Raw genomic sequence first — 14,687 nt, 5'->3', positions numbered from 1 at the left:
CGGGTAACATGTTACCAATAACATTCGTAAAATAAACCCGATTTTGAAGATCATCTGAAAAATGAGATCCAGATCAGAAAAAGATTCAAGGAGCTTATATGGTGGGGAAAAGCATCATAGTGATGGGAGTGTCTGCATCAGGGAAAAGTACTATTGGTTATGAACTTGCCCAGCGAATTGGCGGTAAGTTTATCGATGGCGATGACCTGCACCCGAAAGCCAACATCCTGAAAATGGCCGATGGGGAGCCACTGAACGACCAAGACCGTAAACCTTGGCTAGAGCGGATCCGTGATGCCGCATTCAGCATTGAAAGCAAGAACGAAACCGGTGTCATTGTCTGCTCAGCACTGAAAAAATGTTACCGGGAACAAATTCGTGAAGGAAATCACAATTTAGCCTTTTTGTACCTGTCTGGATCTCAAGAAGTGATCAGGGAGCGTATCCGCCTTCGCCAGGGGCATTTCATGAAAGAGAACATGATTGCCAGCCAGTTTGCCGTTCTTGAAACGCCAGTCGATGAGGCCGATGTCATTACAGTGGACATTGACCAGAGCATTGAAGCGATTTTGGACAAGGCTGTTATTGCACTGACTGAACAAACTGATGCAAAGCAATCTGAAACAGAACAAGCGATGCCAATGCCAGCTACCGCCCAGGAGATCACCGCATGATCCACCCAACGATTACCTTGATCACCGAGCGTATCAAAGCCCGCAGCCAAGTTATCCGTGCGAACTTTGAAGACAAAACAGCGTATCAGGCAGAGCAAGGCAAAGGCCGAGCCAGCTTGTCCTGTGGCAACCTTGCTCACGCGGTAGCGGCCTCATGCCAGCAAGAGAAGCAGCAGATCCTCGATTTCACCCGTGCCAACCTTGCCATTGTCTCGTCTTACAATGACATGCTAAGTGCCCACCAGCTCTACAAAAACTACCCAGACCAAATCAAGTCAGCGCTGCAATCGCTTGGCCATACCGCCCAAATTGCTGGCTGCGTACCTGCGATGTGCGACGGGGTAACCCAAGGCCAGCCGGGTATGGATATGTCGCTGTTCTCCCGTGATTTAATAGCTCAGTCCACCGCCTTCTCGCTAAGCCACAATGTATTTGATGCCACACTGCTGCTGGGCATTTGCGATAAAATAGCCCCGGGGCAATTAATGGGTGCACTGAGCTATGCCCACCTGCCGACCGCCTTCATTCCGGCAGGCCCAATGCCAACAGGCATAACCAATGATAAGAAAGTGGCTGTGCGCCAACAGTATGTCGCCGGCGAAGTGGGCAAAGATGCCCTGCTAGAGATGGAGTGCCAAGCCTACCATTCCGGAGGCACCTGTACGTTCTATGGTACAGCCAACACCAACCAGCTGGTCTTCGAAGCCATGGGCTTGATGCTACCGGGCTCGGCCTTTGTCGCACCAAATACGGAATTACGCTCAGCCCTGACTGAACACGCTAGCCTTACACTGGCATCCATGACGGCAGACTCCGCTAGCTATCGCCCTCTTGTTGACGTATTCACGGCTGAAAACTTGGTCAATGGCGTGGTCGCCCTGCTAGCCTCAGGCGGCAGTACCAACCACACTATTCATATGCTGGCTATCGCCCGCGCAGGTGGTCTCATCCTTACCTGGGATGACATCAGCGAACTCTCTGATATCGTGCCGCTGCTAGCCAAGATGTACCCTAACGGCCCGGCAGATATCAACGCCTTCGAGCAAGCTGGCGGTGTGCCGGCACTGATGAAAACACTGCATGAACGCGGCCTGCTCAATGCAGAGGTGAAGACAGTGTTTGGTGAATTTGCCGACCAACTGACCCAGCCAGCGATCACTGATAACAAGCTGGTATGGCAGCCTGTTAGCGAGAGCCGAGATGCTGAGGTGATCGCAGCCAACGGCCAGGCATTCAACCAAACTGGCGGTACCAAAGTGCTCAAGGGCAACATAGGGCAGGCAGTCATCAAGGTCTCTGCGGTCAAGCAAGAGCACCAGTTCATTGAAGCGCCAGCCAAAGTTTTTCGTTGCCAGCATGACGTCGAAGCGGCCTACCAGGCCGGTGAGTTCACTGGGGATTGTGTTATTGTCGTCAGCCACAATGGCCCTGCCGCCAATGGTATGCCTGAGCTACACAAGCTAATGCCTATTCTTGGCAATATCCAAAAAGCCGGCCATCAGGTCGCTTTAGTTACCGACGGCCGCTTGTCTGGCGCATCCGGCAAGATCCCGGCGGCTATCCATGTCTCCCCAGAAGCGCTGCGCGGCGGTGCCATCGGCATGATCAAAGATGGCGATGTCGTGAAGCTTGACTGCAGCACCGGGCTATTGGAAGTGGCGGTTGATTTTGACCAGCGCCAGCAGGTTCAGCTCGATACCGAAGCCAGCCAGATTACTTGGGGACGGGATATCTTCAAAGTGATGCGTGAAAATGTCGGCGGAGCCGATGAAGGCGCGAGCTTCTTGTTCTAAGCCTCTACCAGCACAAACAAAAGTAACAACACAAACAAAAATGGGAGCAACTTGCTCCCATTTTTCTATTCGCTAATCTATATAAGCTTTTACCTACAAGCTTTTCCTTACAAGCTTTCGCCCCGGCTAATGGTAAAGCCCATATCGAACACATTCCTCTCGCTTCGCTTACCGTCAAGGGCTTGGAGCAATAGCTCTGCACTCTTCTCGCCAATTTGGTAACGCGGCGTATAGATACTGGTTAGGCGTGGCGTGATAGCCTGGCCGATATCCAAGGCGTTGTAACCAACGACACTGATCCGCTGCGGTACTTCGATACCTCGTTCATTACAGGCGAGGATAGTACCGATGGCGATATCATCATTGGTACAGAACACGCCGTCTAACTCTGGGCACTCTGCCAAGGCACGGCTTAACAGCTCTCCCCCGAGGGTAAAGCTGGAGTGCTCATGGGTCAGGATATGGTATTTCGGCAAGCCGGCCTCTTCCATCGCCTTGTCATAGCCTTCCATACGCAGTTTGGTACGGGTATCCAAACGGGCACCAAAGTAGGCTATGTGGCGCTTGCCCTTATCTAGCATGGTTTTCACCGCCGTATAGGAGGCGTGGATATGATCCAGCCCCACTACCATATCGACAGGGTTACTTGGTAACTCCATCGCTTCGACCACAGGCACCCCGGCAGTTTTGATCATCTGCAATGTACGTTCGGTATGAGAGGTACCAGTCAGGATAAGGCCGTCGACCTGATAGGAAAGCAAAGAGGCAATTTTGCGCTCTTCAATTTCTTCATCGTAACTAAAGTGGGCAATCAGGATCTCGTAACCGTTGGCATTGGTAACCGCTTCGATGCCCTGGGCAAAGCTGGCAAACACCTGGTTCGACAATGAAGGCAGCAACACCCCTATCGCCTTGCTGGAAGACTTCGACAGCATGGCTGGCGCCCGGTTTTGGATATACCCCAGCTCTTCCACCACCTCGGCAATCTTATCCCTTGTCTTGGCTGACACTGATTCAGGGTTGCGCATATAGCGGCTGACGGTCATTTTGGTGATGCCGACACGGTCAGCAATATCTTGCAGGGTAGGACGCGCTTTTCGTTGTTCTTGTGTCATAACAATAGGATAAGTTACAGCTAGGCTTAAAATGTTACTGTAACATACCACTTTGTCTGGCTATAAGGCAATGATTTACCTGTTCATCATTATTTAAGCTCACGCTATGCTCGTAAGATGTTACTTACCGGCAAGTCATTATAAATAATAGGGATTTATCATCCTAGCCCGTTAATTATCTCACACCACTTCGGTTACATTTGGCAAAAGGAACTTCTTCAACAATACCAAATTGTTAAGAGCAAAAAAAAACCACCAAATAAATAAGGTTGTTTACAACTAAAACAATCAGTTACCCGACACAACAGTCCCTGCTTGAACAATACAGTTGGTTACAAAGCGGTTTTATATATTGGTGACAAATTTCAATGCTAAAGCATTAGAAACACTACTATAAATAGGGGATTTATTATGTCAGGCTTTAAAATTACCCACCGCAGCGCCACCAAGCTTTCGGAGCGTGTTGCCTATCAAATCACGCAGTTCCTTAAATTCTCCCTGAACCTGTTCTATGGTAAAAAATATGCCAAGCGTGCCGTTATCCTTGAGACCATTGCAGCCGTACCGGGCATGGTTGCCGGTATGTTCAATCACCTGAAATCATTACGCCGGATGCGGGATGATGCAGGCTGGATCAAGGAGCTGCTTGATGAAGCGCAGAACGAGCGCATGCACCTGATGATCTTCCTTGATATCGCCAAGCCAAGCTGGATAGAGAGGCTATTGGTATTGCTCGGGCAAGGTGTCTTTCTTGTTGTGTACAGCTTTATCTATTTGTTGTCATCACGTATCGCCCACCGTGTGGTCGGATACTTCGAAGAAGAAGCCTGCAAAAGCTACACTGAATACCTCGAAAAAATTGATGCCGGAGAAGTTGAAAACACACCAGCTCCAGACATTGCGATTGAGTACTACCAGCTCCCAGCCAATGCCAAGCTAAGGGATGTTGTCCTGCGTATCCGCGAAGACGAAGCCGGTCACCGCGACAGAAACCACGGCTTTGCCGATGCTTATGAGAGCAAAACCTTACCGGCGCACCAGAACTAATTTTCACCTTTTCCTCTAGGTTTGCTGCGGGCCTTGACACCAATTGAGGCCCGCTAATTTCAAACGACAAAACGAAAGCTAACTTGCTTTGCTTTAAAGCCTTTATTTATCAGGTACAAAGGTAGAAGAATCTCTTCACTGCTAAGCATAATTCCTGCAAACACTTTCGCATCACAAATGAGCTCAGTTGGGCTGTTTTTTTGTTTCGTCCTTGAATAACTATTTTCCTCGGTTAAACACAATCTTTCTGATAGTTAAGCCAATCAATTTCACTCTGCCAGCTATATTTTTACTTACGCTAACGTTCAGTGAAAATATCTTCGCATCAATAAACAGGTACTAATTATGAAAATGAAATACCTAAGTACAGCAGTATGTTGTATCTCTGCCTTTTGTGCCCATGCCCATGCCGAAGTCATCGAAGTCGCGACTTTTACTCTCAATAACGGCGTTAGTTACGAAGAGTTTCTTCCTTTAGACAAGGCTGTTGAGATTGAGCACGTATCAAAACAACCAGGCTTCATCTCCCGAGAGAGTGCAAAGGGAGAAAATGGGGAGTGGCTGGTAATTGTTCACTGGGAAAGCACAGAAGATGCTCAAGCATCGATGGACTCATTCATGACAGCCGATGCCGCCAAAGGGTTTATGGCTAAAGTAGATGCCTCGACAATGATAATGAAGCGGTACGAAAAATAAAAAACCGCTCCTATCATTAATTGTTAATGACCAACAACAATAAATGATTGGAACGGCGAACAACTGTCTAGATAAAACGCGAAAATAGTGAAAGTACTCATAGCCACCCCATACAGAATGGCCTTAGTGCAAAAAGCGGGAGAAGTATGTGCTTAGAAGGTTAAACAATTAAGTCATCGATATTGCATTTTAAAGAAAAGAGGCCACCCTAGGGTGGCCAACGGAAAGGAACCTAACGTTATGAGTCTTCGTTATGCGCCGCAAGTCGGCACTGGTTCTTAGCCTCTTCATCATGGCAGACTTAAATGACCGATTTAGGACGCTTTGGTGTCTTTTTTACTACCCAGATATCAATTGAAAAGAGTGTCCGGCCCTAACAGCCCCTTACCGCCCCCTAAAGGAAACTAACAGGATTAATATCCCTTCCACGGCACCAGTTTCTTTTCCAGCCAGCGCATGAACAGATCAAAAGAATAGGCAATTAGGCCAATTATCATAATCCCGGCAATCACGACATCCGTCACCAGAAACTCCGCCGCATTTAGCACCATATAACCGATACCTGCCTGTGCAGCGACCATTTCACTGGCAACAAGGGTTGTCCAACCAAAGCCGATGCCGATACGCAAACCGGTCAGGATTTCCGGCATCGCACTCTTTATAATGACATGGTAAAGGACCTGAAATTTGCTGGCGCCCATCGAGTATGCCGCCTGAATTTGCTCGCTTTTGGCCGACGACACCCCAGCCCTGGCACTCAAGGCAATCGGTGCAAACATCGCAAGAAAGATAAGGGTGATTTTACTGGTCTCATCAATCCCCAACCAGATAATCACCAACGGTAGGTAAGCAAGTGGAGGCAAAGGACGATAGAACTCGATTAAAGGGTCCAACACACCTCTCACCCATACATTGGTACCAATCAATATCCCTAATGGAATGGCTGTTACCGCCGCCAAGGCAAACGCCCCAAACACCCGGGTCAGGCTTGCCAGCAGGTGCTCGCCCAGCGACACACCGGAGAATCCATTAACTACCAGATCACCCAGTCGTTCCACCACCGCAATCGGTGAGGGCAAAAACAGCGGCTTAATCCATCCCGCCTCGGTGACCAATGCCCATAGGCAGATAAATCCAATGACAGAAATCACCGAGACCAGCCTCGCGTCCCCCTGCCCCGGTTCACCATAATAATTCGGAGCCTTCTCTGTACGTTGTTTCAATGCGCGGATAAGCATTGGACCTAACGGTAGTTTGCCATCTTGGCCAACGGTATCCCTGTAATGTGGCAGTAGCCTTGTTTTTTTTGTGGCAGGCACAACCTCATGCAACATGTCTTGGGCATCATCGCCAGTGACTTCTACCGGGTTCAATACATCAATTTGCTCAACGGTATTGGTGTTACTCATGCTGCAACCTCCGGCTTTTCATCTTGGTGAATGATCGAGAGGATTTTTTCCCGCATCTCGATAAAATCCAGCATCGATTTGACGGCACGCGCATCACGGCATTCCAAGAAACGGCGGTTGAAATCCAGCTCAAAGCTATGGGTGATCCTTCCGGGACGGGGGGACATAACAATCAGCCTTGACGCCATAAACAATGCCTCCTCCACACTGTGGGTAATGAAGAACATCATCTTATTGGTCGCCTGCCAGGCATCGAGCAGTAGCTCCTGCAAGGTTTCACGGGTCAATGCATCCAATGCCCCCAAGGGTTCATCAAGCAGCAGAATACTGGGGTCGTTTGTCAGCGCCCTGGCTATCCCCACACGCTGCTGCATACCGCCGGACAGTTGATATACCTTGTGCTGATGGAAATCTTCCAACCCAACTAATTTGAGGTATTTCGCTGCGCGCTCCAGGCGTTCTTCTTCGGGTACACCTTGCAATTTCAGGCCAAATGCCGTGTTTTCAATCACATCTAACCAAGGGAAAAGTGCATGCTTTTGGAAAACCACCCCCCGTTCGGCACCGGGGCCAACAATTTGGTCACCAATTTCCCGTCCCATGGTAACGCGCGGTAACCCCTTTACTTCAGAATTGCCCAGTGTCAGGTAACCCGCCGATGGCTGGATGAAACCAGCCATAAGGTTAAGCAAGGTGGTTTTGCCGCAACCAGAAGCCCCCAATGCAACAACCAGATCGCCCTGCTCGATTTTCAAATTCACACCCGATAATGCGGTAACGGCCTCTCCCCCGTTGCGGTCATCGTAAATGACAGACACATCATGGATTTCCAGCACTTTATCCTTGTCCATACTTTCCCTCCTTTTTGCCAGGTGGCAGGCTATAACTCTATTTGCGCGGCATAACTCGGATTAACGAAAACACTGTAATCAGGCTGCAGGCCAGAGATTTTTTTCTCCTGCAACAGGAATTGCGAAGTCGCCTCCAGCGCTTTTACGGCCCCGCCTTTGGCTTCACAACCTAACCACTGACATGACAACTGAGCGTCAACATTTGGGAATTCATAAAGGCTCATCGCCTCGGGTACCGTGCTTGCTTCCCCACCAGTCAGCTTGGCAACCGAAACCGCAATGGGGTGGTCAGCAGAAAAGCCTTCTTTGTTAGAGCGGTACTCCTCATCAGTCTTGGCAAGAACGGTCAGGAACTCTGTCACAAAGTCGCCATGACTTTGGGTAAAGGACTTACTGGCAATCAGACCGTCAAAGGTCGGTTTGCCCCACGCACTCAACTGCTTGGATGTGATCAACACCTCACCATCTTGTTTGATGGTGCCAAGCGCAGGGTCCCAGATAAATGCACCGTCAATATCGCCGCGTTGCCAGGCGGCCACTATCGCACCGGGCTGCATGTTGATCAGCTTGACATCCTTTTCGGTCAAGCCAAATTGCTCAAGCGCGAACAGCATGTGGAAGTGGGTAGTCGAGACAAAAGGGACGCCAAGTGTTTTGCCTTTAAGATCGGAGGGCGATGAGATACCACTGCCCTTGCGGACGACCAAAGCCTCGGCATCGGCGATGTTTTCCATCACCCAGACCAGTTCCATCTCAATACCATTACTGGCCGCACTGGCGATAGGGCTAGAACCCGCAACGGTCATATCCACCGCCCCCGAGGCCATTGCCGTTATTGCACGGGCCCCTGAATCGAACTTACGCCATTTAATTGAATAGCCCGTAGCGTCTTCAAATAACTTCTGGTCAATGGCATATTTCATCGGGTTGAACATCCCCTGATAGCCGATAGTTACCTCTTTCGCTGCCATTGCAGGGCTAGATAATGTTGCCGCCATAACGCCAGCCAAAGCCAATTCTTTCATCCCGAAAAATGTCGTGTTACGAGTCATAGTCACTTCCTTTTGTCGATGGATTAGTGGTTACACTACGAATCTCACCTGCCTTTCGGTAGTGCCAGTTCAGAGGTTAATTGGTCCAGGTTTGCACCATGACCATGCTCATAAAACGTGCAAAACAAAATCCCGGCAAATCCAGCGCATAAAGGGAAATATCTTTAGCCAGTGCTAAATACGATCAAAAAAGGCCGCCGAAGCAGCCTTTTACCCATTGATTAGGTTTTATAGGGTCAATTCAGTGAATGCCCTATCCAGTGCCAATATGATGTCGTCGGCTTCATCACGGGTAAGGGTCAGCATCGGACTTAGACACAAAGTATTGTTATAGTCTCGAAATGAACGGTTCGTCCTACCGATCAATACCCCATGCTTGGCACACAGGCCGACGACCTGCATGGCCACCTTCTCATCCACCGGCTGCTTGGTAACAGGGTCTTCAACCAGCTCGAGTCCGAGAAATAATCCTTTCCCCCTGACATCACCAATCAACGGATAACGAGCTTTAAGTTCATCCAACCTGGCACGAAGGTATTCCCCCATATGGGCAGCATTCTCGACCAGATTTTCCTGCTCAATGATATTCAAGTTTTCCAATGCTGCGGCAGGACCTGCAGTACAGCCCCCATAGGTACTGATATCGCGGAAAAAGCTCTCGCGCTCCAGCGGCTCATCGGCAAATTGATTGAATACTTCTTCTGTCACCACGGTACAGGATATGGCGGCATAGGCCGAGGCTACCCCCTTTGCCATGGTGACAATATCAGGCTTGATCCCGTAATGCTGGTATCCAAACCAAGCACCTGTCCGGCCAACCCCGCACACCACTTCATCAATATGGAGCAGGATGTCGTACTTGCGGCAGATCGCTTCTATCGCTGGCAGGTAACCCTCGGGCGGCGTGATCACCCCGCCACCAGCCGTGATAGGTTCAATGACAACGGCACCCACGGTATCCGGCCCTTCTTGTAAAATCACATCTTCAAAGGCTTTTGCAGCCAATTCCCCGTAATTGTCCACATCACCAAACTGGCTGCGGTATTCACTGCAATGGGGAAACTCGACAAACCCCGGTGTAAACGGCCCATACTGGTTTCGCCGCTCTTCCTGACCTGTGGAACTGAGACAGGTAATCGTCGTGCCATGGTAATCCCGCTCACGGTAGAGGATCTTATGCTTTTTCCCCCCGTATTTTTTCGCCGCTATCTGACGGACAATTTTATACGCCTTCTCATTGGCCTCTGAGCCTGAATTCGAGAAATACACCTTGCCCATTCCGGGCATCAGCTCGAGCAATTTAGCCGCAAATTGCGCAGCAACGGGGGTCGCGGCCGTACCTGCAAAATAGTTGAGGCTCACCAGTTGCTCCTTGATGGCTTCTGCAATACTCTCGCGCCCGTACCCAACATTGACGCACCACACGCCTCCGGATGAGGCGTCCAAATACTGATTGCCGTGAATATCCCAGACATAACTCCCCTGCCCCCGCACCATCATTGGAACGGTTTGGGTAGCATGCTGCGTCATATGGTGCCAAACGGCGTCTTTGTCCATTGCCAATAAATCAGTGGCGGTAAAATGCTGGCTGTGCAAATGCATATCGATCACTCCCTGTCTTTACATACCCCCAAATTAGGCAAGCTTGTTCCTGCCCCATAGCGCCAGTTTGAAATTTTTGTAGGGGCAACAGAGCCAGCACGAATGCACTTTGGCACATATCGTGCTGAAAACAGGGAAGATGTTTTGATATCAAGGATGATGCAATGAAAAGTGAGCACTTAATCCATATTCAATTTTCGCCAGAACGCAGCCTCCAGGAACAAATTCGCGAGCACTTGCTGGAAAAAATCAATGACGGGGTTTTCAGCGACAAAGCGCTGCCGTCTTGCCGAAAACTGGCAACGATGCTGAGGGTTTCACGCAATACTGTCGTACTGGTCTATGATCGACTGGTTGATGAGGGTTACCTGTTATCCCACCAACGCAGCGGGTATTTTGTCAATCCGGCAAGTTCAACCATGACACCAGCACCTTCGTCTTCGCTGCCCACAATAGGATCGCGCCCTGCACAATTTTGGTACAACCGGATAAAGCCAGGACTCAGCCAACAGCGCAATATCGAAAAGCCCAGCGATTGGCAGCAATATCCTTACCCATTTATTTTCGGCCAGCCAGACCACTCGCTATTTCCACTTAACCACTGGCGGGAGTGTGGCCGTCTGGCCCAGCGCGCCAGTGTAATTAAAGACTGGATTTCCGACTCAATAGACAGTGACGATCCTGCGCTGGTGAAACAGATACAAAGCAATGTACTGAGCAAACGGGGCATCCATGCCAGGCCAGAGCAGATCCTTATCACGATAGGAACCCAGAACTCCCTCTACTTGCTGGCAAACCTCCTCTCCAATGGCACCACAACCATCGGCGTGGAGGATCCGGGTTACCCGGATGCACGAAACATTTTCGCCAGTCACGGGGCAGATATCCAACCTCTGCCCATCGACCAGCAAGGCTTGGCTCTCAACCCCAGTCTATATCGTTGTGACTATGTTTATACAACACCCAGCCATCAGGTACCGACGAATGTCACCATGTCCATGACTAGGCGAAAAGCACTTTTGGATGCCGCTGAAAGCCATGATTTCATTGTTATCGAGGACGATTATGACAGCGAAGTCAACCTTATCGCCGAACCACTGCCATCACTGAAAAGCCTCGACGAGAGTGGCAGGGTCATTTACGTTGGCAGCTTATCCAAATCCCTGTCACCGGGTTTGAGGGTTGGCTTTATGGTCGCCGATGAAACCTTGATCACTGCCGCCAGACAACTTAGGCGCCTGATGTACCGACATCCTCCAGCCAATAACCAGCGTACCTGCGCACTGTTTATATCAATGGGCTATTACGATACCTACCTGAGAAAGCTTCGCAGCCATTACAGCGAAAAATGGCAAGCTATGCGCCAATGTATAGAAGCTTACCTGCCACAATGTATGACCAGTCAGACATTGGGAGGAAGTGCCTTCTGGCTCAAGCTACCCGATGGGGTCTGTACCCAAGAACTGCAGAACCATGCCATGCAGGCTGGCGTTTTGATCGAGGTTGGCGATGTACATTTTTCCTCGCCACAAAACCAGAACCGGGGCTTTATCCGTCTGGGTTTCTTTGCTATTCCAGAAAGTAAAATTGAACCGGGGATCCGCAAACTGGCTGAAGTTATTTCGCAACTGTCCCCACAAAAATAATGAACTGGCTCTAATCAACCACACTGCTAATTCTTAATCTGAAGCTATGAATGATTGGCAACAGGCAAGGATGGCAGTGTGTTTATCTCAATTAGCATACCTTTAGTACTTTTTATCGCTGCCTTTATCCGCGGTTATACCGGTTTTGGCTTTTCTGCCATCGCGATTTTGGTGCTCACGCTTTACTACCCGGTTGCGGAAACCGTCCCGGCAATTTTACTCATGGACTTGCTGATCAGCTTACCCTTGGTAGCTAAAAGTTGGGACAACACCGATTTTCATGCCTTGCGCCAAATTTTACTGGCGACGATGGCAGGAATACCTGCAGGCCTAGCATTACTTCATTGGTTGCCAGAAAGTAGTTTGCGGCTATTGGTTCCAGCAACAATCCTTGCGATGGCGCTGATGCCCAAACTAAAGCTTGCGCTGGCACAAAAGGCCATTGCCTCACCGGTTTTGTGCGGCGTAATGTCAGGCTGGACAACCAGCGCAGTATCGGCAGGCGGTGCCCCCGTAGTAATTCACTTGCGCTACAGCGGGCTACCTGCAGGAAAGCAGCGAGATACATTGATTTGTTATTTCTTTCTCACGACCTGTATGGCTGTCGGTTTGGGGTATGGACTAAATAAGTCCTTTTCCCTGCTGCCTGATGCTCCGGTAGCCTCACTAGTCATTGCGGTGATTGGCGTTTTGATTGGCCAACAATTATTTAGTCGTAGGCACATTGCCGCCATCCATCACGGTGCTTACTACCTGCTTATTTCACTCTCGGGCTGGTTGCTGTTACATGCAGCATTCCGACATTTCTTTGCTTTTGGTTTATAAGGAGATTAACCATGGCTCAACCAACCGTCTTAATAACAGGGGCAACCTCAGGGTTCGGCCTTGCTACCGCACGCTATTTTGCCCGCGAGGGTTACGCCTTAATCATTACCGGGCGCCGGGAAGAGCGGCTTAGAAAACTGGCTGACGAGCTCTTTCTCTTAGCCCCGGTTCATTTTGCTGCTATGGATGTACGGGATACCCAGCAGATCCAGAAAACTATCGAAGAGCTTCCCGCCTCATTCAAAAACATTGAGGTTTTAGTCAACAATGCTGGCCTAGCTTTGGGGGCATCACCCGCCGACCAAGCCAAACTCAGTGACTGGCATACCATGATTGATACCAACGTAACCGGTCTAGTCAATGTCACCCATGCGTTGCTGCCAATTCTCAAGCAGCAACCCAAAGCAAGCATCATCAACTTAGCCAGCATTGCGGCCAATTGGGCCTATCCAGGCAGCCATGTTTACGGCGCAAGCAAAGCCTTTGTCGCCCAGTTCAGCCGTAATCTCCGCAGTGATTTTGCAGGTACTGGGGTTCGGGTCACCAGTTTGGAGCCGGGATTGTCCGAAAGCGAGTTTAGCCTGGTCCGTTTCGATGGTGACCAAGCCAAATACAACGCAATCTATGAGCAAACCAACCCGCTAAAGCCTGAAGATATTGCTGAGATTATTGGTTGGATTGCCCAGCAACCTGCCCATATCAACATCAATAGCCTTGAAGTCATGCCTACGTCGCAGGCTTGGGACAACTTCAAGGTCATCAAACAAGATTCAAACGATATTGCATAAAAGGAGTTAACCATGAAAATTGGCGTACCTAAGGAAATTAAAGTTCATGAATACCGTGTCGGCATGACGCCAGCAAGCGTGCGTGAGGTTTGCGCCCAGGGCCATACGGTTTTCGTCGAAAGCACTGCCGGCATGGGGATTGGCTGCAGTGACGCAGAATACCAAAAAGCAGGGGCGCATATTCTGCCCGATGCCGATGCAGTATTCGAAGCCGCCGAGATGATCGTCAAGGTCAAAGAGCCATTGGACGTAGAGCGTGCCCGTCTTCGCCCGGGACAACTGCTCTTTACCTACCTGCACCTTGCCCCTGATATGGCGCAGACTGAAGATCTGTTGGCCAGCGATGCCGTCTGCATTGCTTATGAGACGGTAACGGGTCCGAATAACAGCCTACCATTATTGGCCCCAATGTCAGAGGTGGCGGGCCGAATGTCCATTCAGGCCGGCGCCGCCTGCTTAGAGAAATCACAAGGCGGGATCGGCCTGCTGCTCGGTGGTGTTGCCGGTGTCGCCCCAGCAAAAGTGACCATTATCGGTGGCGGTGTGGTGGGCTCCAATGCCGCCCAAATGGCTGTTGGCCTTGGTGCAGACACCACCATTTTGGACAACAATATCGATACCCTACGTAAACTCAATGTCCAGTTTGGCTCCAGTGTGAAAACTGTCTACTCAAATCAGCAGAACCTTGAAGATGCGGTTGTTGGAGCGGATTTAGTCATTGGCGGGGTGCTGATACCCGGCGCGGCAGCGCCCAAGTTGGTCACCGAAGCCATGGTAAAAGCAATGCGTCCAGGCTCAGCATTGGTCGATGTCGCCATTGACCAAGGGGGCTGTTTTGCCACCTCAAGGGTCACCACCCACGATGAACCTACCTACATTGTTGACGATGTGGTGCACTATTGCGTGGGTAATATGCCAGGCGCCCTCGCCCGTACCTCAGCATTTGCCCTCAACAATGCGACCCTGCCGTATATCCTGCGCTTGGCCAACCTAGGTTACAAACGGGCACTGCAGGCCGATCAGCACCTCAAGAATGGCCTGAATGTCATCCATGGCAAGGTGACCAACGAAAGTGTTGCGAAGAGCTTGGATTTATCATTCATCTCCCAAGATAAAGCATTGGCCGTCGCATAAATAAAAAAAGGCCGGTAGCGAGTCACTCAACGCATACCGGCCAAAGAACACAATG

Annotated in this window: 13 protein-coding genes; 8 read left to right on the top strand and 5 right to left on the bottom strand. The window is 50.1% G+C overall.

Features of this window, described 5'->3' with window-relative positions; genetic code table 11:
• The first annotated feature begins 98 nt into the window (after nt 1-98).
• The gene (locus ACXAD4_RS23875) at nt 99-674 is read left to right on the top strand and encodes a gluconokinase (protein ID WP_475244531.1); all 576 of its coding nucleotides are present in this window, start codon (nt 99-101) and stop codon (nt 672-674) included.
• Entirely contained in the window at nt 671-2,467 is a 1,797-nt protein-coding gene (gene edd / locus ACXAD4_RS23870; protein ID WP_475244530.1) for a phosphogluconate dehydratase, read from the top strand. The genes ACXAD4_RS23875 and edd overlap by 4 nt, the downstream gene beginning before the upstream one ends.
• Before the next feature lie 107 nt (nt 2,468-2,574).
• On the opposite strand, the gene ACXAD4_RS23865 is transcribed toward edd, so the two are convergent.
• Entirely contained in the window at nt 2,575-3,582 is a 1,008-nt protein-coding gene (locus ACXAD4_RS23865; RefSeq protein WP_317524956.1) for a substrate-binding domain-containing protein, read from the bottom strand.
• A gap of 411 nt (nt 3,583-3,993) precedes the next feature.
• Between ACXAD4_RS23865 and ACXAD4_RS23860 the strand changes: the two genes are divergently transcribed.
• The gene (locus ACXAD4_RS23860) at nt 3,994-4,629 is read left to right on the top strand and encodes an alternative oxidase (RefSeq protein WP_475244529.1); all 636 of its coding nucleotides are present in this window, start codon (nt 3,994-3,996) and stop codon (nt 4,627-4,629) included.
• Between the two features lie 345 nt (nt 4,630-4,974).
• Nucleotides 4,975-5,325: an antibiotic biosynthesis monooxygenase family protein gene (locus tag ACXAD4_RS23855; protein ID WP_475244528.1), complete on the top strand. Its 351-nt coding sequence runs from the start codon at nt 4,975-4,977 to the stop codon at nt 5,323-5,325.
• Between the two features lie 413 nt (nt 5,326-5,738).
• Here ACXAD4_RS23855 and ACXAD4_RS23850 read toward each other — a convergent pair whose 3' ends face one another.
• From ACXAD4_RS23850 to ACXAD4_RS23835, 4 genes are all read right to left on the bottom strand, one after another.
• Nucleotides 5,739-6,734: an ABC transporter permease subunit gene (locus ACXAD4_RS23850; protein WP_475244527.1), complete on the bottom strand. Its 996-nt coding sequence runs from the start codon at nt 6,732-6,734 to the stop codon at nt 5,739-5,741.
• A complete protein-coding gene (locus tag ACXAD4_RS23845) occupies nt 6,731-7,585 on the bottom strand; it encodes a taurine ABC transporter ATP-binding protein (protein ID WP_475244526.1) in 855 nt (284 codons plus the stop codon). The genes ACXAD4_RS23850 and ACXAD4_RS23845 overlap by 4 nt, the downstream gene beginning before the upstream one ends.
• Before the next feature lie 29 nt (nt 7,586-7,614).
• Nucleotides 7,615-8,637 (bottom strand): taurine ABC transporter substrate-binding protein, encoded by a 1,023-nt coding sequence (tauA, locus tag ACXAD4_RS23840; RefSeq protein ID WP_475244525.1) that lies wholly within the window; start codon nt 8,635-8,637, stop codon nt 7,615-7,617.
• 228 nt (nt 8,638-8,865) lie between these two features.
• Complete coding sequence (locus tag ACXAD4_RS23835; RefSeq protein WP_475244524.1) at nt 8,866-10,239, bottom strand: aminotransferase family protein; 1,374 nt, start codon at nt 10,237-10,239, stop codon at nt 8,866-8,868.
• Between the two features lie 164 nt (nt 10,240-10,403).
• Here ACXAD4_RS23835 and pdxR point away from each other — a divergent pair, with 164 nt between their 5' ends.
• From pdxR to ald, 4 genes are all read left to right on the top strand, one after another.
• Nucleotides 10,404-11,885 carry a MocR-like pyridoxine biosynthesis transcription factor PdxR gene (gene pdxR, locus ACXAD4_RS23830; RefSeq protein WP_475244523.1) on the top strand — a complete coding sequence of 494 codons (1,482 nt, stop codon included), beginning with the start codon at nt 10,404-10,406 and terminating at the stop codon, nt 11,883-11,885.
• Between the two features lie 78 nt (nt 11,886-11,963).
• Nucleotides 11,964-12,710, top strand: coding sequence for a TSUP family transporter (locus ACXAD4_RS23825; protein ID WP_475244522.1), 747 nt, complete (start codon nt 11,964-11,966; stop codon nt 12,708-12,710).
• A gap of 11 nt (nt 12,711-12,721) precedes the next feature.
• Entirely contained in the window at nt 12,722-13,498 is a 777-nt protein-coding gene (locus tag ACXAD4_RS23820) for an SDR family NAD(P)-dependent oxidoreductase (RefSeq protein ID WP_475244521.1), read from the top strand.
• A gap of 12 nt (nt 13,499-13,510) precedes the next feature.
• Nucleotides 13,511-14,632 (top strand): alanine dehydrogenase, encoded by a 1,122-nt coding sequence (gene ald, locus ACXAD4_RS23815; protein ID WP_475244520.1) that lies wholly within the window; start codon nt 13,511-13,513, stop codon nt 14,630-14,632.
• The last annotated feature ends 55 nt before the right edge of the window (nt 14,633-14,687 follow it).

This window comes from Photobacterium sp. AWH4_225, from assembly GCF_056158405.1.
The sequence above is the reverse complement of the archived record's forward strand: the minus strand, read 5'-3'. Positions and strand labels throughout refer to the sequence as shown.